General features: G+C 72.2%; 21 protein-coding genes and 1 tRNA gene. 11 read left to right on the plus strand and 11 right to left on the minus strand.

Features of this window, described 5'->3' with window-relative positions; genetic code table 11:
• Positions 1 to 49 precede the first annotated feature (49 nt).
• A complete protein-coding gene (locus AC4H2H_RS02565; protein WP_494369243.1) occupies positions 50 to 541 on the minus strand; it encodes a hypothetical protein in 492 nt (163 codons plus the stop codon).
• A 166-nt stretch (positions 542 to 707) separates the two neighbouring features.
• Here AC4H2H_RS02565 and AC4H2H_RS02570 point away from each other — a divergent pair, with 166 nt between their 5' ends.
• Entirely contained in the window at positions 708 to 2,012 is a 1,305-nt protein-coding gene (locus AC4H2H_RS02570; RefSeq protein ID WP_494369244.1) for a sensor histidine kinase, read from the plus strand.
• Positions 2,009 to 2,731: a response regulator gene (locus AC4H2H_RS02575; RefSeq protein WP_494369245.1), complete on the plus strand. Its 723-nt coding sequence runs from the start codon at positions 2,009 to 2,011 to the stop codon at positions 2,729 to 2,731. The genes AC4H2H_RS02570 and AC4H2H_RS02575 overlap by 4 nt, the downstream gene beginning before the upstream one ends.
• Positions 2,732 to 2,821: 90 nt before the next feature.
• Here the strand turns inward: AC4H2H_RS02575 and AC4H2H_RS02580 are convergent, their stop codons facing one another.
• The 3 genes from AC4H2H_RS02580 to ald form a co-directional block, all read right to left on the minus strand.
• Positions 2,822 to 4,969, minus strand: coding sequence for a M3 family metallopeptidase (locus AC4H2H_RS02580; RefSeq protein WP_494369246.1), 2,148 nt, complete (start codon positions 4,967 to 4,969; stop codon positions 2,822 to 2,824).
• Between the two features lie 90 nt (positions 4,970 to 5,059).
• Positions 5,060 to 5,695 (minus strand): GNAT family N-acetyltransferase, encoded by a 636-nt coding sequence (locus tag AC4H2H_RS02585; RefSeq protein WP_494369247.1) that lies wholly within the window; start codon positions 5,693 to 5,695, stop codon positions 5,060 to 5,062.
• 18 nt (positions 5,696 to 5,713) lie between these two features.
• Positions 5,714 to 6,829: an alanine dehydrogenase gene (gene ald, locus AC4H2H_RS02590; RefSeq protein WP_494369248.1), complete on the minus strand. Its 1,116-nt coding sequence runs from the start codon at positions 6,827 to 6,829 to the stop codon at positions 5,714 to 5,716.
• A gap of 102 nt (positions 6,830 to 6,931) precedes the next feature.
• Between ald and AC4H2H_RS02595 the strand changes: the two genes are divergently transcribed.
• Positions 6,932 to 7,234 carry a DUF1905 domain-containing protein gene (locus AC4H2H_RS02595; protein ID WP_494369249.1) on the plus strand — a complete coding sequence of 101 codons (303 nt, stop codon included), beginning with the start codon at positions 6,932 to 6,934 and terminating at the stop codon, positions 7,232 to 7,234.
• A 34-nt stretch (positions 7,235 to 7,268) separates the two neighbouring features.
• Here the strand turns inward: AC4H2H_RS02595 and AC4H2H_RS02600 are convergent, their stop codons facing one another.
• Positions 7,269 to 8,564, minus strand: a complete 1,296-nt coding sequence (locus AC4H2H_RS02600) for an AI-2E family transporter (RefSeq protein ID WP_494369250.1) — start codon at positions 8,562 to 8,564, stop codon at positions 7,269 to 7,271.
• A gap of 194 nt (positions 8,565 to 8,758) precedes the next feature.
• Here AC4H2H_RS02600 and AC4H2H_RS02605 point away from each other — a divergent pair.
• Positions 8,759 to 8,843, plus strand: a tRNA-Leu gene (locus tag AC4H2H_RS02605).
• Positions 8,844 to 9,386: 543 nt separating this feature from the next.
• Here AC4H2H_RS02605 and AC4H2H_RS02610 read toward each other — a convergent pair.
• Both AC4H2H_RS02610 and AC4H2H_RS02615 read right to left on the minus strand, forming a co-directional pair.
• Complete coding sequence (locus AC4H2H_RS02610; RefSeq protein ID WP_494369251.1) at positions 9,387 to 10,478, minus strand: Gfo/Idh/MocA family protein; 1,092 nt, start codon at positions 10,476 to 10,478, stop codon at positions 9,387 to 9,389.
• A gap of 88 nt (positions 10,479 to 10,566) precedes the next feature.
• Entirely contained in the window at positions 10,567 to 11,538 is a 972-nt protein-coding gene (locus tag AC4H2H_RS02615) for an aldo/keto reductase (protein ID WP_494369252.1), read from the minus strand.
• A gap of 143 nt (positions 11,539 to 11,681) precedes the next feature.
• Here AC4H2H_RS02615 and AC4H2H_RS02620 point away from each other — a divergent pair, with 143 nt between their 5' ends.
• Positions 11,682 to 12,230 carry a MarR family winged helix-turn-helix transcriptional regulator gene (locus AC4H2H_RS02620; RefSeq protein ID WP_494369253.1) on the plus strand — a complete coding sequence of 183 codons (549 nt, stop codon included), beginning with the start codon at positions 11,682 to 11,684 and terminating at the stop codon, positions 12,228 to 12,230.
• Positions 12,231 to 12,499: 269 nt separating this feature from the next.
• Here AC4H2H_RS02620 and AC4H2H_RS02625 read toward each other — a convergent pair whose 3' ends face one another.
• Both AC4H2H_RS02625 and AC4H2H_RS02630 read right to left on the minus strand, forming a co-directional pair.
• Positions 12,500 to 13,051, minus strand: coding sequence for a nuclear transport factor 2 family protein (locus AC4H2H_RS02625; RefSeq protein ID WP_494369254.1), 552 nt, complete (start codon positions 13,049 to 13,051; stop codon positions 12,500 to 12,502).
• Entirely contained in the window at positions 13,048 to 13,419 is a 372-nt protein-coding gene (locus tag AC4H2H_RS02630) for a hypothetical protein (protein ID WP_494369255.1), read from the minus strand. The genes AC4H2H_RS02625 and AC4H2H_RS02630 overlap by 4 nt, the downstream gene beginning before the upstream one ends.
• A 147-nt stretch (positions 13,420 to 13,566) precedes the next feature.
• Here AC4H2H_RS02630 and AC4H2H_RS02635 point away from each other — a divergent pair, with 147 nt between their 5' ends.
• Together AC4H2H_RS02635 and AC4H2H_RS02640 are read left to right on the plus strand one after the other, a co-directional pair.
• Entirely contained in the window at positions 13,567 to 14,361 is a 795-nt protein-coding gene (locus AC4H2H_RS02635) for a helix-turn-helix transcriptional regulator (RefSeq protein ID WP_494369256.1), read from the plus strand.
• 463 nt (positions 14,362 to 14,824) lie between these two features.
• A complete protein-coding gene (locus AC4H2H_RS02640) occupies positions 14,825 to 14,974 on the plus strand; it encodes a hypothetical protein (protein ID WP_494369257.1) in 150 nt (49 codons plus the stop codon).
• On the opposite strand, the gene AC4H2H_RS02645 is transcribed toward AC4H2H_RS02640, so the two are convergent.
• A complete protein-coding gene (locus tag AC4H2H_RS02645) occupies positions 14,971 to 15,591 on the minus strand; it encodes a hypothetical protein (protein WP_494369258.1) in 621 nt (206 codons plus the stop codon). The genes AC4H2H_RS02640 and AC4H2H_RS02645 overlap by 4 nt on opposite strands.
• A 235-nt stretch (positions 15,592 to 15,826) precedes the next feature.
• Between AC4H2H_RS02645 and AC4H2H_RS02650 the strand changes: the two genes are divergently transcribed.
• From AC4H2H_RS02650 to AC4H2H_RS02660, 3 genes are all read left to right on the plus strand, one after another.
• Positions 15,827 to 16,285, plus strand: coding sequence for a hypothetical protein (locus AC4H2H_RS02650; RefSeq protein WP_494369259.1), 459 nt, complete (start codon positions 15,827 to 15,829; stop codon positions 16,283 to 16,285).
• A gap of 85 nt (positions 16,286 to 16,370) precedes the next feature.
• Entirely contained in the window at positions 16,371 to 17,054 is a 684-nt protein-coding gene (locus tag AC4H2H_RS02655; protein WP_494369260.1) for a DUF6766 family protein, read from the plus strand.
• A gap of 190 nt (positions 17,055 to 17,244) precedes the next feature.
• Entirely contained in the window at positions 17,245 to 17,916 is a 672-nt protein-coding gene (locus tag AC4H2H_RS02660; protein ID WP_494369261.1) for a PAS and ANTAR domain-containing protein, read from the plus strand.
• Here AC4H2H_RS02660 and AC4H2H_RS02665 read toward each other — a convergent pair.
• Positions 17,904 to 19,052, minus strand: a complete 1,149-nt coding sequence (locus tag AC4H2H_RS02665; protein WP_494369262.1) for an FUSC family protein — start codon at positions 19,050 to 19,052, stop codon at positions 17,904 to 17,906. The two genes, AC4H2H_RS02660 and AC4H2H_RS02665, sit on opposite strands and share 13 nt — an antisense overlap.
• A gap of 268 nt (positions 19,053 to 19,320) precedes the next feature.
• On the opposite strand from AC4H2H_RS02665, the gene AC4H2H_RS02670 reads away from it, so the two are divergent.
• Positions 19,321 to 20,712, plus strand: coding sequence for an extracellular solute-binding protein (locus AC4H2H_RS02670; RefSeq protein WP_494369263.1), 1,392 nt, complete (start codon positions 19,321 to 19,323; stop codon positions 20,710 to 20,712).

Here is a 20,712-nt window from a genome sequence, read left to right on the forward strand (position 1 = left end):
CCTGAGGGCGCTCGGATCCCGCTCGGGGTGGCGGCGGCGGGGCGGCAGGTCAGCGACGCGCGGCGAGGAGCCCGTGGGCGACCAGCCCGGCGAGCGCACCCCACGCCGCGTTGGTGAGCAGCACCGGGACGACGGCCCACGGGAGGGCGACGGGGCCCTGGAGCTCGCCGGTGAGGATCGGCGACAGCACCGCGCTGATGGCGAGGGCCACGACGCCGTAGGCGAGGCCGACAACGACGCCGGTCGCGAGCGGCGCCACCGGCCGCGCGACGACGATCGCGACGACCCACACGACCGTCAGGACGAGCGTCGTCAGGAGGGGAGCTGCGGGCCGGCCGATCACCTCGTCGACCCCGGTGACGCTCAGGAGCGGACGCACGAGCGCGAGGGCCCCGAGGCCGAGGACGAGGGGCCAGCTCAGCGATCGGACCATCTCGGAGAACGTGCGCCGCTCCGGCGGGACCGGCTGGGCGGGGCCGGGCCGCGGGCCGGGTGTCCGCGGCGTCTGGTGCAGGTGCTCGGGTTCGGGTGTCGAGTGCATGGCGTCGACGCTAGGGAGCGACACCAGGCGGGCGCGTCCGCCCCGGTGCGTCCCCTCGTGCGTCGTTCCTCGGCCCCCGCGTACGCGTCTCGACGTACGCGACCCCGACCCGTCACCGACCCTCGGCGGACGCGCAAGCGGCGGCAGGTTCCTAGACTCCGGAGGTGTGACGCCTCCCGACCGCGAGCCGAGCCGGCCGCCGACCGTCCGCACCTCTCGTGCGGCGCCCCCGGCGTGGCTCGTCGACGCGCTCCTCGGCTTCGCGGTGTTCGACGTCCTCGCGTTCGCCGTCGCCGCCGACGTCGGCGGCTCGTCCGCCGACCCGTGGGTCGCCTACCCCGTCGCGCTCGTTCTCGGGCTGCTCGTGCTCGGCCGTCGCCGGTTCCCGGTCGGGGTCCTCGTGACGACGGCGCTCGTCATCTGCGGGTACTACGCGCTGGACCTGCCGGCGATCGGCCTCGCGCTGCCCGTCTCGGTCGCCCTCTACTCCGCCGCCGTCGCCGGCCGGCTCGCCTGGGCCGTGGGCGTCGCCGCGGCGCTCGTCGTGGTCTCCACCTACTTCCGCCTCGCCGAGGGCGACGACGTCCGGTACGTCTTCGGGTACGAGCTCGCCACCACCGTCGCGCTCATGGCCGCCGCGATCGCCCTCGGCCACGGGTCGTTCGTGCGGCGCCAGCGCGACGAGCAGCGCCGACACGCCGACGCGCTGCGCGAGCAGGCGCTCGAGCTCGAGGCTGCCGACCGGCTCGCGCGCGACCGGGAGTCCGTCGCACGCGACCTGCACGACGTCGTCGGGCACCACCTGGCCGTCGTCTCCCTGCACGCGAACGTCGCGCGCGAGGCGCTCGACGACGCGAGCGCCCGCCCCTCGGCATCGGACCCCGACGCGGCGCTCGCGACCGCGCGGGCCGAGCTCGATCTCGTGCGCGCCGCGACGACCGCCGCGCTGGCCGATCTGCGCGTGACGGTCCGGGCGCTGCGCGGGACGTCGGCTCCGGGGCAGGGTCTTGCGGAGCAGGCCCGGCTCGACCGCCTGGAGGACCTCGCGCGCACCGCTCGGGCGGCCGGTCTCGACGTCGCGCTCGAGGTCGACCTCCCGGGCTCGGTCGACGCGAGCGCGGCGGGTGCGGCCGTGTACCGCGTGGTCCAGGAGGGACTGACGAACGTGCTGCGGCACGCGGGGGCGCGCCGCGCCGTCGTGCACGTCGCCCTGGAGCCGGCCGGTGACGCGATCGGCGTCGAGGTGCGCGACGACGGGCGCGGACCGTCGGGCCCGCCGGGCGACGACGGGTTCGGGCTGCGCGGGCTGCGCGAGCGCGTCGCGGTGCTCGGGGGCGTGGTCACGACCCACGTGCCCGACGACGGCGGATTCCTCCTGCGCGCACGCGTCCCGGTGGGTGCCGCGCCCCCGCCCGGCGCCACCGAGGACGCCTCCACCTCCGCCGGGGACGACCGTCGGAGCGGCTCGTGATCCGCGTCGTGCTGGTCGACGACCAGCCCCTCGTCCGGACGGGGATCCGTGCGCTGCTGGAGCGCTCGGACGACCTGGAGGTGGCCGGCGAGGCGGCGGACGGTCGCGAGGGCGTCGCGCTCGTGCGCCGGGTGCGCCCCGACGTCGTCCTCATGGACCTGCAGATGCCCGTGCTCGACGGGATCGCGGCCACGCGTCAGATCGTCGACGGCGACGCGGTCCCCGACTCGGGAATTCCGGGCGCTGCGACGTCCGAGGACGACCGCCCGGCCGGTCCGCGCGTCGTCGTGCTCACGACGTTCGACGACGACGCGAACCTGTTCGCCGCGCTGCGCGCCGGGGCGAGCGGGTTCCTGCTCAAGGACGCGAGCCCCGACGAGCTGCGCGCGGCCGTGCGGACCGCCGCCGCCGGTGATGCGCTGCTCTCCCCCACGGTGACGTCGCGCGTCGTGGCACAAGCGGTGCGCGCGGGGCAGCGCGACGACGCGCTCGCGGCCGACGTCGCCGCACGCCTCACCGACCGCGAGCGCGAGGTGCTCGCGCACGTCGGCCGCGGGCTGACGAACGACGAGATCGGCGCGGCGCTGTTCATGAGCCCGGCCACCGCGCGCACGCACGTGGGCCGGATCCTCGCCAAGCTCGGCGTGCGGGACCGGGCCGGTCTCGTCGTCGTCGCGTACGAGACCGGCCTGGTCCGCCCGGGTGAGCCGCCGAGGTAGAGGCGAGGTCCGGCGAGGTAGAGGCGCGGAAGTGACCACGCCTCTACCTCGGCGCACCAGGGCTCTACCTCGGCAGTGCCGGTCCTCGGGTCAGGCGTCGAGGCCGCGGCGCGCGAGAAGCGGCGCGATGTCGGCGTCGCGGCCGCGCAGCTCGCGGAACGAGGCCAGCGGGTCCTGCGAGCCGCCGCGCGCGAGCAGGACGCGGCGGAAGCGCTCGCCGTTCTCGCGAGTGAGGCCGCCGTTCTCCTGGTACCACTCGACGGTGTCGGCGTCGAGCACCTCGGACCAGATGTACGAGTAGTACCCGGCCGCGTACCCGCCGCCGAACACGTGGTTGTAGTACGTCGTGCGGTAGCGCGGCGGGACGGGCGCGAACGCGACGCCCGCGGCCTCGAGCGCGGCCGCCTCGAACGGCACGACGTCCGCCTCGGTCGACGGCACGCCGTCGGGCCCGACCTGGTGCCACGCCTGGTCGAGCAGCGCAGCCGCGAGGTACTCGGTGGTCCCGAAGCCCTCGTTGAACTGGCGCGACGCGAGCATCGTGTCGACCCACTCCGCGGGCATCGGCTCGCCCGTCTCGTGGTGCACGGCGTACGACCGCAGGATCGACGGCTCCCAGGCCCACATCTCGTTGACCTGCGACGGGTACTCGACGAAGTCGCGCGGCACCTCGGTGCCGGACTGCGACGGGTAGCGCACGTCGGAGAACAGGCCGTGCAGCGCGTGCCCGAACTCGTGGAACAGGGTGATGACCTCGTCCCAGACGAGCAGCGTGGGCTGACCGGCCGGGGGCTTGACGATGTTGAGGTTGTTCACGACGACCGGCTTCTGCCCGAGCAGGTCGTTCTGGTCGACGAGGTTGTTCATCCAGGCCCCGCCACGCTTGGACTCGCGCGTGTACCAGTCGGCGAGGAACAGGCCCAGTCCCTGGCCAGGCTCGCCGGGGGTCTCGGCGTCGAAGACCTCGAAGACGCGGACGTCCGGGTGGTAGCCGACGAGGTCGTGGCGCTCGGCGAAAGAGACGCCGAACAGCCGGTTCGCGGCGCGGAACACGCCGTCGTGCACGACGCGCTCGAGCTCGAGGTAGGGGCGCAGGAGCGCGTCGTCGAGCGCGTAGCGGTCCTTGCGGACGCGCTCGGCGTAGTACGACCAGTCCGACGCGCGCAGCGTCGCGCCCGGCTCGTCCGCCTGCAGCGCAGCCTCGAGATCGGCCGCCTCGCGCCGCGCGTTCGCGACCGCCGCCGGGGCGAGGCGCGCGAGCATCGCGTTCACGGCCTCGGTCGTCTTCGCGGTCGCGTCCTCCGCGACGTACGCCGCGTGGTGCTCGTAGCCGAGCAGTCGCGCGCGCTCGGCGCGCAGGCGCACGGTCTCCAGGACGATCCCGCGCGTGTCGTGGTCGTCGCCGGTCGCGCCCCGCGACTCCGACGCCTGCTGCACGCGCTCGCGCACCTCGCGTCGCGCGAGCGACGCGAGGACGCCCTGCTGGGTCGGGAGCTGCATCTCGAGCAACCACGCGCCGTCGTGCCCGCGCGACGCCGCGGCGGCGGCGGCGCCCGCGACCGCGTCGTCGGGCAGGCCCTCGAGTTCGGCACGGTCCGCGACGAGCACGCTCGCGGCGTTGGCCCCGGCGAGCAGCGTGCGACCGAACGCGGCCTCGAGCGTCGTCAGCCGGCCGTTGAGCTCGCGCAGGCGCTGCTGCTGGCCGCCGTCGAGCTCGACGCCCGAGCGGCGGAACCGGACGAGGAGCGTGTGGAGCAGCCACGCGGCGTCGGGCTCGAGAGCCTGCTCCTCCGCCTCCACGGCGTCCTGCAGCGCGCGGGCGCGGGCGTACAGACGGGCGTCCATGTAGATCGCGTCGTGGTGCGCGGCGAGCTCCGGGGCGAACTCCTCCTCGATCTGCTCCAGCCCCGGGGTCGCGTCGGCGGAGAGCTGGTTGTAGAACGCGTTGAGCACACGCGCGAGGTCGCGGCCCGACCGCTCGAGCGCGTCGAGCAGGTTCGCGGCCGTGACCGGCGCGGGGTCGGTCGCGATCGCCTCGACCGTCGCGCGCTGCGCGGCGGTCGCGGCCCGGAGCGCGGGGAGGTAGTGCTCCTCGCGGATCGCGTCGTAGTCGGGCAGCTCGTACGGGAGCGCCGACGGCGCCGCGAAGGGGTTGGCCGGGTCGAGGTCGAGAAGGGTCGGGGCCGGCGCGTCGGTGGGCGCGGGCGCGCCGGTGCGCGTCGTGGGCTCGGAGGTCATGGTGCCCATCTTGACCCCGCGAGCGGGTGCGACGGAAACACATTCGCGCATGCCTGGGTGCCGGTCGTCGCCGCTCGGTCGGCGCCGCCGTCAGGCCGCGGTGCCCGACGGCGGGGTGTCGCCCGCCCAGGGCTCGTTCGGCTCTCGCGGGTCAGCCTGCAGGAGCGTGCCGATCCACGCGTCGCGGCGCTCGCCGCGCTGGAGCGCGAAGCCGCGCACCGTGCCCTCGACGCGGAACCCGAGCCGCCACGCGACGCGCCGCGACGGCCAGTTGCCGACGTACGCCTGCCAGAACAGGCGCGCGAGGCCGCCGCCCTCGGGGTCGAACGCCCAGTCGACGACGAGCCGGCCGGACGCCGTCACGAGCCCTCGTCCGCGCGCGTCCGGCGCGACCCAGTACCCGATCTCCGCCGACCGCTGCCCCTCAGGTGCGTCGTCGTGGCTCAGGCCGACCATGCCGACGAGACGGCCGACGCCGTCAGGCCCGGGGATCCCGGACGGGCCGGCGCTCTCGCGCACGCCCCACGTGAGGACGTCACCCCGCTCCCAGCCCGGTCCGACGTACTCGGCCACGAACTGCGCCGCGTCGTCGCGCGTGTAGGGCGACGGCACGACCGTCCACTGCGCGACCGCGGGATCCTGGCACGCGGCCGTGATCGCGTCGACGTCGTCGAGGGTCGGGGTGGACAGGTGGACGCGGCCGTCGTCGAGGGCGAAGGGGTGCACCCGCCGAGCCTGCCACGCTCAGGCGCGCAGGGCGTCGTCCGCGGGCGTCCACGGCAGGTCGTGGGCGGCGGCCACGGCCTCGTTGAGCAGAACGCCGTCGTGCGTCGTGGCGCCCGAGCGCAGGATCGGGACGTCGCGCAGCGAGCCGATCCCGCCGTCCGCGAGCGCGGCGAGGTGGGGCAGCGTCGCGCTCGTCAGGGCGAGCGTGCTCGTCACCGGCACGGCGCCCGGCATGTTCGCGACGCAGTAGAAGGTCGTGCCGTGCACGGCGAACGTCGGGTCGTCGTGCGTCGTCGGCCGCGACCCCTCGAAACATCCGCCCTGGTCGACCGCGACGTCGACCAGCACGGCCCCGGGGCGCATGCGGGCGACGAGGTCGTCCGTCACGAGGCGCGGCGCCCGCGCCCCGGCGACGAGCACCGCCCCGACGACGAGGTCGGCCTCGAGCACCTCGCGCTCGATCGCGTAGGCGCTCGACGCGACGGTGCGCACGTGGCCCGCGAACTCCTGGTCGACCGCGCGCAGCACCGGGAGCGAGAGGTCGACGATCGTCACCTCGGCGCGCATGCCGACGGCGATCTCCGCCGCGTGGCGCCCCACCGTCCCGCCGCCGAGCACGACGACGCGCCCCGGACGCGTACCGGGCACGCCGCCGAGCAGGACGCCGCGGCCACCCGCGGGACGCTGCAGGAGCCACGCGCCGACCTGGGTCGCCATGCGCCCGGCGACCTCGCTCATGGGTGCGAGCAGCGGGAGCGACCCGTCGGGGGCCTGCGCGGTCTCGTACGCGACCGACGTCGTGCCGGCGTCGAGGAGCGCCCGGGTCCCCGCGCGGTCGGCCGCGAGGTGGAGGTAGGCGAAGAGCAGCAGGTCCTTGCGCAGGAAGGGGTACTCGCTCGCGACCGGTTCCTTGACCTTGCACACGAGCTCCGCCTCGCCCCACACCTCCTCGGCGCCCGCGACGATCCGGGCGCCGGCGCGCTCGAACTCGGCGTCGGGCAGGTGGGAGCCGTCGCCGGCCCCGGTCTGGACGAGCACGTCGTGCCCGGCCCGCACTAGGTGGTGGGCGCCGGCGGGGGTGAGCGCGACGCGGTCCTCGTGGTTCTTGACCTCGGTGGGTATGCCGATCCTCATGGTCCAGTGTGGGCGCACCACGCCGACCCGCGCAGGACGGCGGCCAGATTCCCTCTCCCCGAGCGTTCCCCCCGGCGGAGGCCGTCCGCTACGGTCGACGACATGCCCACGTGGACGGACCCCGGACCGGTGGAGTTCGACGCCGTCGTGACCGCCGCGGGGACGAGGTCCGGGGCGTTCGTCGCTCTGCCCTACGACGCGGCCGAGCTGTTCGGGACGCGGGGCCGGGTACCCGTCGTGGCCGACGTCGACGGCGTCGCGTACCACGCGTCGCTCGTCGCCTACGACGGGCCGCACCTCCTCGCGGTGCTGCGCACCGTGCGCGAGGCCACCGGCAAGGGCGTCGGCGACGCGGTGCACGTATCGCTGCGCCTCGCCGCCGACGTGTCGGCCGTCCGCCGCTGAGCCGTCGCCTCGGGCGGTGGCGCGCTCACGCCGGTCAGCCCGCGGCGTCCTCCGTGGCCTCGCCTCGCGGCGTGCCCCCGACGTCCCCGAGGGCGATCTCCTTCGCCGTCGGGAGGTCCTCCTCCATGGGCGGGTCCTTGTGACGCAGCTTGGAGAACACCGCCCACGCGACGGCGACGAGCGGCACGGAGACGACGGCGCCGAGGATGCCGGCGACGAGCGTGCCCGCGGTCACGGCGAGGGCGACGACCAGAGGATGCAGGGAGACCTGCGCTCCCATGATCAGGGGCTGCAGGATGTGGCCCTCGAACTGCCCGATGAGCGCGATCCCGATCGTCACGATGAGCGCGGTGACGATGCCGTCCGCGGCGAGGGCCACGACCGCCGCGACGATCATGGCGAGCGGCGCGCCGATGATCGGGATGAACGCACCGATGAACACGAGGACGGCGAGCGGCGCGGCGAGCGGGACGCCGAGTACCGCGAGCAGGATGCCGGCGAGGATGCCGTCGACGAGCGCGATGATCACCGTGCCCCGCGCGTAGCCGGAGAACGTGTACCACCCGGCACCACCAGCGATCTTCCAGCTGTCGCGCGAGCGCGCCGGGAGCTGGTTGAGGAACCACGTCCACAGTTCCTTGCCGCGCGCGAGGAAGAACACCGTGCAGAAGGTGGCGAGCGCGATCGCGGCGAACGCCTCGACCACGGAGCCGGCGCTCGCGGCGGCCTGGCTGGCGATGTCGCCACCGTGCTCACTGAGCCACTGGCGCCCGTTGTCGATCCAGCCGTTGACGTCGTCCGCGGTGATGGTCACGGGCAACGGACCGTTCTCGAGAAAGTCGAGGATCTCCTCGATACCGTCGCTGAACTCCCCCGCGAGCTTCTCCCACTGCCCGGCGACGGACGAGATCACGTAGGTCAGCAGGCCGGCGATGAAGAGGAACGCCGAGAGGATCGCGAGGGCGGTCGCGAGCCCGCGCGGCATGATCCGTGCGTAGAGGTCCGTGACCGGGCGCAGCACGGACGAGATGACGAGCGCGAGGAACACCGCGACGAAGACGATCTGGATCTGCGCCGTCGCGTAGACGATGAGCGCGACCGCCGCGACGATGAGAAGAAGTCGCCACGACCACCCCGCCGCCGTCCGCAGCCAGGAGGGGACCGTGTCGTCGTAGCCGACGACGGAGGGATTGCGCCGCGCCCCGGCCACCTTGCGCGCCGCGCTCGACGCGCCCGCCAGATGCTTGACCGACGCCGCCGAACGGTCCGACCCGGAACCCGGCCGGGGGGTGGGTGCTGTGCCCCCGGCGGGACGCTGCTCGTCCGTCACGCGTGCCTCCGTCCGGTCCTGGCCATCATCCGCCCAGTGTGCCCCAGGACGTCCCCGTTCGCCGGGTGCCCGTGCCTCGCGTCACCGGCTCGCCGTCGTCCTCGCGAACGACGGTCGCGATTGAAGGACAGCGCCCGAACCGTGCTATGTTTTTCCCCGCACCGGAACGGCGGAAACGCCGGGATGGTCCACTCGTCCGGGTGGCGGAATGGCAGACGCGCTAGCTTGAGGTGCTAGTGCCCTTTATCGGGCGTGGGGGTTCAAGTCCCCCTCCGGACACTCGTTGAGACAGCGACGACGAAGCGGGTCCAGGGAAACCTGGACCCGCTTCGTCGTTTCTGCGTGCCCGCGCGGCTGCCGCGGTACGTCACCCTCAGCGCCGCGCCCCGCGGCGGATCGCCCACCATCCCTAGACAGCTGGAACACCCCACGTCACCGTCCGACGAACAGTGGAGAGGCGACGACGCCTGCGACCTCTTTGCAGCCCTCGTGGTGAGCACCGTGCCGCGGATGTTGACGTGCAGGAGCGTGTCGACGTCGTCCGAGCTCGGTCAGGTTGCCCTCGCGGATCGTGCCGGCGTTGTTGACGAAAATGTCGAGACCGTCCAGGCCCCCGTGCCACGCGGTCCACGAGGTGTTCGTTCGCCGCCGGGTCGGCGCCGTCCGCCCGGACGGCGAGGCCTCACCGCCCCGTGCTCTCGATCGGACGCACGATCTCCTGTGCACGGTTCCCAGCGCGTTCGTAGCTGATGGGGACGTCGGCGACGTTCTCCTGTCCGCGCGGTCTGCTGCGAGCACCAGGTCCGGTTGCTGACGGTGTGGCTACTGCCGGATGCCGGTTCGTGCGGCCTGCTCGACCCGGGCGATCAGGCGGCTGTTGTGGGCTGCGTGCGTGAATCCCGGGGTGTGGTGGGTGTCGTCGGTGATGTCGCGTGCGAGGCTTGCGTACACCTCGCCGACGTTGATGGAGGCACCGGTCCAGATCTCGGCGGCGGCCGGTCCGGTTCCCGTGGAGACCGGGCGGTCGGGCGCGTCGAAGTCCGCGCTCGAGGTCAGCGTGAGGTCGCCGACCTGGACGCCGGCGGGGTGGTTTCCGGTCAGGCTGAGCCAGCCGTCGGCGCCGCGGACCTCGAGGCTGAAGTGCGCGTCCGGTACTCGGACACCGGCCAGGACCTGCACTCCGACGGGGGCTCCGGAGGAGGTCTTGGCGATCGCGTCGAGGTGGTCCGGTACCTCGCGGATGGTGGTCGTGCCGGTGTCGGTCAGCTTCACTTCCGGCCATAGGAGCTCGGTGCGCGCGTCGATCTCGGTGATGTCGCCGAGGACCGTTTCGATTACGTCCAGGACATGGCCCACCGCGATCGTCATAAAGCCGGCTCCTGCGCCAGCCTTATCGAAGTACTCGTGGGCGCTCACCGACTGCGGGCCGTTGCCGAAGGTCGTCGCGGCCACTCGGGCAGACAGCAGTCGACCGAGCTGACCCTGGGCGATGATCTCGGCGGCACGGCGCACCGACGGGTTGAGGCTGCCCTGCAGTCCGATCGCCGTGTGCAGCGAGCCGGCCGCCGCGGCCATCTCCTCGGTCTCCGCGACGCTCACCCCCAGGGGTGACTCCGAGTAGACGGCCTTGCCCGATGCGAGGGCGGCGAGGACGAGCTCGCGGTGCGCCGGGACCTTGACGGCGACGGTGACGAGATCGATCGACGGGTCGTCGATCAACTGGTAGGGGTCGGCGTACCAACGCTCGGCCCCGAACAGCTCGGCGGCCTTGCGGGCGCTTTCCTCACGCCGGGTCGCCACGGCGGCCAGCATCAGCTGCCGCTGGTTCGCCAGCGCGGGGATATGCGATGCCCCGGCCCAGCTGGCCTTCGTATCCGCGCCGATGATCCCGACGCGGATCACGTTGCGTGCCATGGTGCACAGCTCCATTCGGTTTCTGCTCGGTCTTCTGCGGTTGAGGCGCGGTCGTCCCGCGCCGTTCGGCTCGTTGCCGAGTGGCCCTTCACCGGTCGATGGCGGCCATGCCGCCCCGGTCGTGGCGGTCGCCGGACGCGGGGGTCAGATTGTTCAGCCGGCCGACCTGATCCGGGGTGAGTCGGATCCCGTCGGCGGCGATGTTCTCCTCGAGCCGCTCGACACGGCGGGTGCCTGGGATGGGGTTGACGTCCTCGCCCTGGACCAGGAGCCAGGCAAGGGCGACCTGGGCAGGGGTGGCGCCGGCCGCTGTTGCCACGGCCCGGACCTCGTCCACGATGTGCAGGTTGCGTTCGAGGTTGCCGCCTATGAAACGCGGGTTGGAGCGACGCCAGTCATCGGCGTCCAGACCCTCCAGAGAGCGGATGTTCCCGGTCAGGAAGCCGTGACCGAGCGGGGAGTACGGCACCAGACCGATTCCCAGCTCGCGCAGCACCGGGAGCACGCTGGCCTCTGGGTCCCGCGTCCAGAGCGAGTACTCACTCTGGACCGCAGCCACCGGGTGGACCGCGTGTGCGCGACGGATGGTGGCGGGGCCCGCCTCGGACAGACCGATGTAGCGGACCTTGCCCTGAGTGACCAGGTCGGCCAGGGCGCCGACGGTGTCCTCGATCGGGGTGCCAGGGTCGACCCGGTGCTGGTAGTACAGGTCGATATGGTCGGTGCCCAGCCGACGCAACGACCCCTCCACGGCGAGTCGGATGTTCGCCGGCGTGCTGTCCGCCCCTGGCCGGCCCGTGTGGGAGATCAGGCCGAACTTGGTAGCAAGCACCACCTCGTCCCGCCGTCCTTTGACCGCCCGGCCCAACAGGGCCTCGTTGGCACCTCCCCCGTACACCTCGGCGGTGTCCAGGTGCGTCACCCCGAGGTCGACGGCGTGCCGGATGGTGCGGACGGCGTCCTCGTCCGACTCTCCCTTACCCGTGTAGAAGCCGGACATCCCCATGACTCCTAGACCGATGCGCGAGACATCGAGCCCGCCCAGTGATGTGGTCTGCATCGAGTGGTCCTCTCCTGGATAGGTCGCCAGGCCCCGTCCGATGCATACCGGACTCGAACTTGACGCTTCAAGATCAACTTGATGCTTCAAGTTCTACTCTCCTGAACTTGATGCGTCAACAACCGTCGCCGTAGGGTGGCCACGTGGCGAAGACGACCGGTGTAGACACGCCCGCTGGAGCGGACGCCGAGCCGCGATGGCTGGATGGCGACGAGCTCGCGGCGTGGCTGGCCAACTCGGCGATCATGATCAGCCTGCCCGCCGCCCTGGACGCGCGGATGCAGCGCGAGTCCCAGATGACCTTCTTCGAGTACATGGTGCTCTCCGTGCTCTCCGAGGAGCCGTACCGGACCATGCAGATGAGCGCGCTGGCGGTGCGCACGTCGGCGTCACTGTCGCGGTTGTCGCACGTCGTCGGACGACTGGAGAAGCGCGGACTACTCGCACGATCACGCATTCCCGGAGCAGGCAGACGCACCAACACGACGCTGACCGACGCCGGGTACGACGTCGTCGTGGCAGCGGCGCCCGGGCACGTCGCAGCGGTCCGCGAATACCTGATCGACGAGCTCGAACCTCACGAGCTGAAGACCTTGCTGCGGATCGGTACGGCAGTCGAAGCGGCCATCAACCGTGGAAGGCCCGACGCGGCGCCTGCGCCGTCGACTCCCCCCGAGGCAACCGCGCCGTAGGGCGCCCATCAAGCCGGTGACCGCTGTGGACCGCCCGAACCTTCGCCCGTCAGGCGGTCGATTTCGGCGCGAGCACCCTGTGGCTGCAGCTCGGGGTGACCTCAAACGAGTCTCGCGAGACGGCCGGTGACGCAGGGCCTCGTTTCGTCGAGGACACCAGCATCGGGGAGACGACGCTCCGGCTCGGGAAGGAACGAGGGAGAGGACTCCTGCGTCGGTCTTGGTGCTACCTCACAGGAGTCCTCTCGCCGCCGTGTTGGCAGCGATCGTCAGCGGCCGGAACGGGAGGAGCGTGACAGCGAGAAGATGCGGCGGACAGCCCGAAGAAGCGACCGGAGCTCGGCGCGGTTCGGGCGGACGCCCAACCGGGCATACATCATCACGTCGCCGTACTCCGCCATGCGCACGATCTTGCCGTCAGCGACGTCGAACCGCGTGAGGTACGTGTTGCGATAGGGCGCACCCGTTCGGGCAACGACCATGTCGCCGGTCCCGTAGAAGTACACATCGCTTCCATCAGGGCTGACCTTCCACTGGTGGTTGCGCCAGACCAGCGGGTCGAACTTGTCGAAGATGCCCCTTGTGTACCCGAGCACCTCCTCCCGGCCACTCACGTCCGCGACGCACAAGGCCTGCCGTCGGCCGGAGATGATGTCCGCCACGCCTTCCTCGTTGGTCACCGCCTTCGAGTGCATGAAGAGCTGTTCGGCGTCGTCTCGGAGGGTGTCATGGACGGCGTCGATGTCTTTTGCCTCGACGGCTCGGATGAACTCCTTGGCAGTCTCCAGCGTCGAGCGGGTGGCGGGTCGGGGGCTGGTCATGACCGCACCTCCTTCGCGTCCACGACGTCGGTCGTGGCGTCCCAGGACAAGAGCGGTTCACCGAAGGCCCGGGGCATGCCGAAGGACGCGAAGCGCGGCGTCCACCACCGGGTGAAGTCCGACTCGTACGCGAGGAGCCGTTCGGAGAACGTAGCCAGGTCGATGCCCTCGTCGAACTCCAGAGACACGATGAACTCCGCGCCGCTGTCCCGGTTGGGCTGCAGCCACATGCGCTCCTGGTGGTAGCCCACCTCCCGGGCTCGGACGCCGAGGCCGTCCAGGTGCTTCTCGTTCAGCTCGGTCAGGAGGCGTCTGAACTCCTCCACTCGATCGACTGGGATCGGGAACGTCCACGCTGTACTGGTCATGTCTCCTCCGATGATGCTGGTGCCGCGGAAAGCGGTACACCATCGAGGATGCAAGGACCCGCGACAGGGAGGAATGCCGCGCTGAAACTAGTACTGCCAATGTCACCATGAGGAACGGACGTACTTGTCCTGGGGAAGACTGGGCCCATGGCGAGCAACGACCGGAGCGACCTGGCGCACTTCCTGCGGCAGCGCAGGGCGGCTATGACGCTGCAGGACCCGCGCGTGCAACCGAGAAGTTCCCGGCGACGCGTGTCCGGGCTTCGCAGGCAGGAGATGGCCGATCTGACGGGGATCTCCGTGGAGTACTACACCCGTCTGGAACAGGGCAAGGCTCCTCGACCGTCGCGTGAGATCCTCACGGCGCTGGCCCAAGGTTTCGCTCTGACAGAGCCGGAGCGCGCCCACCTGTTCCGACTGGGAGGCGAGTCCCCGCCCGAGCTACCCACCCCCGACTCTGTCGTCCGCCCGGGCCTGCTGCGGATGCTCCAGGGACTGGACGAGACGATGCCGGTCACCGTCCACGACGGTCGGCTCGACCTCCTTGCCCGCAACAAGCGCGCAGCCGAACTGCTGCCGCCCGCCGATGGGACCGGCCCGTTCGCGCGCAACCTCGCCTACCAGGCCTTCGCGACCACCGCCCTCACCGACCTGCTCGGTGACAGTGCTGAGCAGTTCCTGCGCGTCGCGGCCGCCGAGCTGCGCACCGCGCTGAGCCGGTATCCCGAGGACGACTACCTCCGCAGCTTGCTCGCGAAGCTCACCGCTACCAGCCCGGTCTTCCGCCACTACTGGGAGCGCGGCGAGGTCATCGCGTCACGGTCTGCGACCAAACAGCTGCACCACTCCACGTACGGCCGCGTCAGCTTCGACCTAGAGCTCCTGCACGACCCGGAGCGAGACCACTGGGTCATGCTCTACACGCCGCGCGACGCCGCCTGATCTCTGCCGTGTACGTCAGATCGGCCACGAGCGTTCGCTCGTGGACCCGCACCCTGAACAGCGGCACCCTGCCGACCCAACACGGTCGAGGCGGGCGACCCCGACCACGGGACGCTGTACGTCCTCGTCGGCGACGGCGGCAACGGCGTGGGCAACGGCAACCGCAGGGCAAGATCCTGCGCATCGACCCGCTGGGCCACGACAGCACGCACGGCGAGTACGGCACCCCCGCGGACAACCCGTTCCTCGGCACCCCCGGCGCTGCCCGAGATCTACGCGAGAACGGCTTTACCTACCCCGTGGCGGCGTACGACCGCAACCGCGACCCCAGCCAGACCGGCGACGCAGGCGTCGCGCTCAACGGCGGCTTCGTCTACTGCGGCGACATCCCCGCGCTGCAGGGCCGCTACCTGTTTCACCGACCTCGTACGCGGCTGGGTCCTCGCGACCGAGCAGGGACGAGATGGTGCGCAACGACGGCGACCTCGAGGACCTCGCGGAGATCGAGCACCTGCGCGTGTTCGCGGAAGGGCAGGAGACGACGTTCCAGGAGCTCGTCGGCGACCAGCGCGTCGACCTGCGGTTCGGCTCCGACGCCGACGGCGAGCTCTAGCTGATCGCCAAGGCCGACGGGAAGATCTGGAAGGTCACGGGCGCCCTCCCGCAGGACACGCGCGAGGCGAACCCGGCCACGGGCGCATGGACGACCTCATGTTCCTCGACGTCGTCCCGACGCCCGAGCAGATCGCGGCTCAGTACGCGCTGTTCGGCGCCGAGCCCGTCGAGCCGCCGGCACCGCCGTCGTGTGCGCCCGCGGGCGAGCCGATCACCGACGTCATGGCGGCCGAGCACTGGGCGCCGCGGACGCCGGCGAAGTGGCAGTTCCCCGGCGACGCGGTGGTCCTCGCCGAGGCGGGCGACAACCCGGACGACGGCATTCGTCGACCGTTCGAGTACGCCGTCCTCACCGAGGGACCCGAGCTCGGCTCGTTCGCGCTCGACGCGGAGGTCAAGCTCGACGCCCCGGCATCGGTGAACAACCGGGACGTCATCGTGGCGTTCGGCTGGCAGTCGGACACGCAGCACTACTACGCCCACCTCTCGCAGGACAACACGATCTGCGCCCACAACGGCATCTTCAAGGTCGACGGCAAGGACCGGGAGCGGATCGACGACGAGTGGGACGGAGCGGTCGGGGCACTCCCGGCGGTCACCGACGAGGAGTGGCACGACGTGCGCGTCGTGCGGTGCGCGGACAGCAGCGACGTCGCGGTCTCTCCGCGCTGTCTCGCCGGCAGGGCGTACCTCGCCGTCGCTGCGACGAACGCGTCCGACGTCCCTGCGGACGTGACGCTCACGACGGCGTTCGGGGGCCGGGCCCGTTCGCGTTGCGACGGACCGCCGAGCGACGAAGATGAGAGGCGCGTCCGAGTTGCACCGGTGGAATTTCCGGAGGGAGCGGTCGATGGATCAGCAGGTCAGGCGCCCCCGGGCGCCACGAGGCCGCCGTCGTCCGCTCGGCATGCCGTGGCTCGTCGTCGCGACGGTGGCCCTCGCCGGGTGCGCCGGCCCCGACGCCACGGACGCGACCGACGTCGTCGCGGCGTTCACCCAGGCCCTCGACGAGGGCGACGGCGGCGCCGCGTGCGCGTTCCTGCTCCCCGACGCCGCCGACTCGCTCGAGCAGGACACCGGCGAGCCGTGCTCGGAGGCCGTGGTCGACCCGGACGGGCCGTTCGGCGAGACCATCGGAGCGCCGGGCGCCGGTGAGGTCGAGGACGTGCACGTCGCCGGCCGCCAGGCCCAGGTCGTGACCGGTGCCGACACGTACTTCCTCGCGCTCTCCGGCGACGGCTGGGTGCTCACCGCGGCGGTGTGCGAGGCCCGGGCCGACCGTCCGTACGACTGCGAGGTGGAGGCATGAGGGTGGCGCGCGTGATGTTCTGGGCGACCCTCGTGCTCGTGGCGGTGGGCCTCGTCACGACCTTCGTCATCGCGGCGGTGCACCAGTGAGCGGCGTGGGACGCGGGATCCGCGCCAGCTCGCTGAGCATCTTCTTCGGGCTCGCCTTCCTGGCGTCGCTCGTGGGACAAGCCGTCAGCGGCGTCGCCGTCTTCAACTCCGACCAGCGCGCCGCCGGGCTCGACCCGGTGACGCTCGGCCACTACCTGGCGTCCTCGGCGTTCTGGGTCGACGTCACCGAGAACTGGCAGTCGGAGTACCTGCAGTTCCTGCTCTTCATCACCGCGACGGTGTGGTTCGTGCAGCGGGGCTCCCCGGAGTCGAAGAAGCTCGAGGACGCGGGGCGAGAGAGCGACGAGGAGCAGAAGGTCGGCGAACACGCTGAGAAGGACTCGCCCGCCTGGGCGAAGGCGCGGGGCTGGCGCCTCGCCCTCTACTCCCGCTCCCTGTCGCTCGTGATGGGCGCGATCTTCCTGGGCTCGTGGGCGGCGCAGTCCGCGGCGGGCGCGGTGGCGTTCAGCGAGGAGCGGATGCGCGAGCTGCAGGACCCCGCCCCGTGGACCGAGTACCTCACGATGCCCGACTTCTGGAGCCGCACGCTGCAGAACTGGCAGTCCGAGATGCTCGCCGTGCTCAGCATGGTGGTCCTGGCGATCTACCTGCGCGAGCGCGGGTCCCCGGAGTCGAAGCCGGTTGGTTCGGCGCACGAGACGACGGGAGTCGAGGGCTGAGTCGTCTGCCGAGGCGAGCCGTCGCGGGCTTCTTCACGAACGGCGTCCCCGGAGCGTTCCTGCCGCACCCGCCACGCTAGGGAGCCTGCCCGGCGCTCGCCACCCTGTTGCGGGTGAACCGTCTCGCGCTATGGTCGGAGCAACCGAGTCTGGACCTGGCTCACGACCTCCCTCGTCGATGGAGATGACCATGTCCGTGGATGACCACTTGATCGGGTCGGCACTCGCTCACGACGCGAAGCAGCCGATCGGGCAGTACCGGTTCGAGATCGGCACAGGGGCATGGTGGTGGTCGCCCCAGACCTACCGCATGCACGGTTTCGAGCCGGGCGACGTCGTCCCGACCACCGCTCTCGTGCTCGCGCACAAGCACCCCGAGGATCGCGACCGGTTCCGTTCCGTGCTCGACCTTGCCGTGCAGACCGGCGAGCCGTTCTCCAGCGTCCACCGGATCATGGACGCCCACGGCAGGGAGCGGTGCCTCGTCGTCGTGGGTCAGGGGCGGCGCGACCGCGACTCCGGCGAGCTGGTCGAGCTGCTCGGCTACTTCGTCGACGTGACCCGGTCGGTCGCGGAGCAGGCTCAGGCCCGTGCGCGGCGCGACATCGAGGCGGCGGCCCAGAACCGTGGGGCGATCGAGCAGGCGAAGGGCATGGTCGCCATGACGTACGGTGTTGACCTCGACGACGCCTTCGTACTGCTGCGGCGCGCGTCCAATGACCGCAACGTGCCGCTGCGCGAGCTCGCGCGCCAGGTCGTGGCGGAGGGCAGCGGCGACCGCGCGGCCGGCGGCAGCGCCGTCGTCACGCTGCTGGGCTCGCGCGTCGAGGAGCGCGGCGCCGTCGATCGTCACGGGCTCTGAGCGAGCGCAGCCGCCCCACGCCGTAGCGCGAGCACGATCGCCCCCGCCACGAAGTAGTCGTCGTCACGGTCGCGTCGTGCCTCGCGCACGGCGCGACGCAGGTCCTCCGCCCGCCCGGCGAGCTCGCGCAGCGCGCGGGCGTCCGCGGCCTCGGTGCCGACCGAGCGCACGGCGGCGGAGTACGCGCGCAGCGCCCGGGCCGCGACGGGCCGGAGTCGGGAGCCGAGAGCGACGTCGTCCCGGTCCGTCGACTCCCACTCCACGAGGAGCCGGACGAGCTCGCCCACGACGTCGGCCGACGTCTCGAGCTCGCCCGCGCGCCGCACCTGGGAGACCGCCCAACCGCGATGGCGGCGCAGACGAACGTTCGCACGTGCGGCCTCGCGCGTGCTGGCCACGGCCTCTCGTGCCCGGGTCAGGGTGGGGTCCACCTCGCGGCGTCTCACGTCCCACTCCTCCGGCGAGGGCGGCCGGTCGCCCTCGAGGCCGTCGGCGAGCGCGTCGAGCTGGTCGACGAGCGTGTCGCGCAGCCCGTCGAGCGCCTCCTCCGTGGGCGTCAGCGGGAGCGGCGGCGCGACGAGGTTGACGCCGATCCCGATGAGCGCGCCCACGACCAGGAGCCCGGCATAGGCACCGACGAACTCGACCTTCTCCGCGTTGCCGATGACGAGCACGAAGAGCGCGGAGGTCACCGCCCACGTGCCCATCCCGCCGAGCCGGTGCCACCCCGCGCACGCGAGAGCGAGCCCGACGACGAGCGCGACGGACAGGGCGCTCGGTGCCAGCACCAGGTCGACACCGCGCGCGATCGCGGCGCCCAGGAGGAGCGCCACAACGGCCTGCGCCGACTCGCGGACCGAGCGCGCGAGCGTGCTGGTCGTGGCGACCACCGCGCCGAGCGGGGCGTAGTACGGGTACTCCGAGAACGGCGCCGGTGCGAGCACGCCGACGTACCAGGCGATCGCCGCCGCGACCGCGCCCTTGACCGCGAGCGACCACCGCGGGTGGCGCACCCACTGCCGGTGCGCGAGGGAGACCGCCCGGCGAGCGCGCAGGGCGGGGCCCGCCCGGTAGGCCTCGCCCCCTCCGTCGTCGCCCGGGGGGTCGGTCGTGGTCGGCTCGTCGTGCGGTGTCACGGTCACGAGGGTCACCCGCGCGGCGCTCTCGCGCACGCCCACCCGCTGTGACCCGCGCGGCGCTCTCGCGCACGCCCACCCGCTGTGTCCCGCCGCACGACGTCGTCCCGCGAGCGGTCCACGCTCCCCCGTGCCGGTCCCGAGAACCGCTTCGACGTGTGAGCGCGCCGAGCCGGTGCTTCACTGGCGGCGTCGGTGCAGAGTCTCGCCGACGCCGTCGAGCACGCGGTGGCGTCGCCGCCCCCGTGATTCCCACGAGGAGGCTGAGATGAACAGAGGACGCGCTACCCGTGCGACACGGATCGGCGGGGCGGTCGCCGTCGCGCTCAGCCTGGCCGCGTGCGCGCAGGGCACGGGCGACGACGCGCAGGACGTCGACTTCTCGGCGGACGAGTCGCCGTCGGGCGAGCTCGCGGTGATGGGCTTCGGCACCGGGGACGAGATCGGTGAGGTCCGGTACGACCGCGCCGTGGAGGACCTCGGCGACGTCGACGTGCGGCTCGCGGAGGGCGAGCTGGACATCCAGGCCTTCCTGTCGGCGGTCGCGTCGGGCAACCCGCCCGACCTCGTGTACGCGAACCGGGACCAGATCGGCACGTTCGCGTCTCGCGACGCGATCCTCCCCCTCGACGAGTGCATCGAGGCCGAAAGCGTGGACATGGATGCGTTCGTCGACCCCGCGGCGGAGCAGGTGACGTTCGACGGCAGCGTCTACGGCATCCCCGAGTTCAACCAGATCCAGGTGACCATGGCGAACGCCGACCTGCTCTCGGCGGCGGGGCTCAGCATCGAGGACGTGAACGGCTCCGACCGCGACGCGATCACCGCGGCCAACGAGGCGCTGATGCGCGCCGACGGCGGCACGCTGACCGTCATCGGGTTCGACTCGAAGCTGCCGGAGTTCCTGCCGCTGTGGGCGAAGTCGGTGGGTGCGGACCTGCTGTCCGAGGACGGGCGCACCGCCCAGCTCGACAGCCCGGAGGTCGTCGAGTCCCTCGAGTGGGCCGTCGGCATCTACGACGCGCAGGGCGGGTTCCCCGCCGTCAAGACCTACCGCGACTCCGCCGACTTCTTCGGCGCCGGGAACCAGTTCGCGACCGGGGTGCTCGGCGCGATGCCCATGGAGCAGTGGTACATCAACGTGCTCAACGAGTCGTCGCCGGACGCGCCCATGGCGTTCGACGCCGTACGCACCCCCGAGGGCGACCCGATCGCCTTCGCCTCGGGCTCCGCCTGGGCGGTGCCGCGCGGCAGTGAGAACCCGGCGGCCGCCTGCCGGTTCGCGCGCCTCATGACGGAGACGGACGCGTGGGTCGCGGCCGCCCAGGCGCGCGCGGACGCGCGCGCCCAGGACGACCTCGTGTTCACGGGCGTCCTCACCGGCAACGAGGAGGCCGACCAGCAGATCCGCGAGGAGCTCGTGCCCGACGACGCCCCGCAGCCGTGGCAGGACGCGATCGACGCGATGTACGAGGCGAACGACGCGACGTTCGCGCTGCCCGCGAACCCGGCGGACAACGAGTTCGAGACGGCCTGGCAGGACGGGGTGAACCGCGTCCTCAACGGACAGCAGGAGCCGGCCGAGGCGATGGCCCAGGCCCAGGAGGAGGCGCAGAAGGCCCTCGACGACGCGTGGGCCCAGTGGGACGAGGAGGAGTGA

Source organism: Cellulosimicrobium sp. BMG9.22 (assembly GCF_059159975.1).

Excerpts from the sequence above, each read along its gene's own strand:
- AC4H2H_RS02565 (WP_494369243.1), bottom strand. The coding sequence starts at position 541 with ATGCACTCGACACCCGAACCCGAGCACCTGCACCAGACGCCGCGGACA.
- AC4H2H_RS02580 (WP_494369246.1), bottom strand. The coding sequence starts at position 4,969 with ATGACCTCCGAGCCCACGACGCGCACCGGCGCGCCCGCGCCCACCGAC.
- ald (WP_494369248.1), bottom strand. The coding sequence starts at position 6,829 with ATGAGGATCGGCATACCCACCGAGGTCAAGAACCACGAGGACCGCGTC.
- AC4H2H_RS02595 (WP_494369249.1), top strand. The coding sequence starts at position 6,932 with ATGCCCACGTGGACGGACCCCGGACCGGTGGAGTTCGACGCCGTCGTG.
- AC4H2H_RS02610 (WP_494369251.1), bottom strand. The coding sequence starts at position 10,478 with ATGGCACGCAACGTGATCCGCGTCGGGATCATCGGCGCGGATACGAAG.
- AC4H2H_RS02615 (WP_494369252.1), bottom strand. The coding sequence starts at position 11,538 with ATGCAGACCACATCACTGGGCGGGCTCGATGTCTCGCGCATCGGTCTA.
- AC4H2H_RS02625 (WP_494369254.1), bottom strand. The coding sequence starts at position 13,051 with ATGACCAGCCCCCGACCCGCCACCCGCTCGACGCTGGAGACTGCCAAG.
- AC4H2H_RS02630 (WP_494369255.1), bottom strand. The coding sequence starts at position 13,419 with ATGACCAGTACAGCGTGGACGTTCCCGATCCCAGTCGATCGAGTGGAG.
- AC4H2H_RS02635 (WP_494369256.1), top strand. The coding sequence starts at position 13,567 with ATGGCGAGCAACGACCGGAGCGACCTGGCGCACTTCCTGCGGCAGCGC.
- AC4H2H_RS02640 (WP_494369257.1), top strand. The coding sequence starts at position 14,825 with ATGGTGCGCAACGACGGCGACCTCGAGGACCTCGCGGAGATCGAGCAC.
- AC4H2H_RS02650 (WP_494369259.1), top strand. The coding sequence starts at position 15,827 with ATGGATCAGCAGGTCAGGCGCCCCCGGGCGCCACGAGGCCGCCGTCGT.
- AC4H2H_RS02660 (WP_494369261.1), top strand. The coding sequence starts at position 17,245 with ATGTCCGTGGATGACCACTTGATCGGGTCGGCACTCGCTCACGACGCG.
- AC4H2H_RS02670 (WP_494369263.1), top strand. The coding sequence starts at position 19,321 with ATGAACAGAGGACGCGCTACCCGTGCGACACGGATCGGCGGGGCGGTC.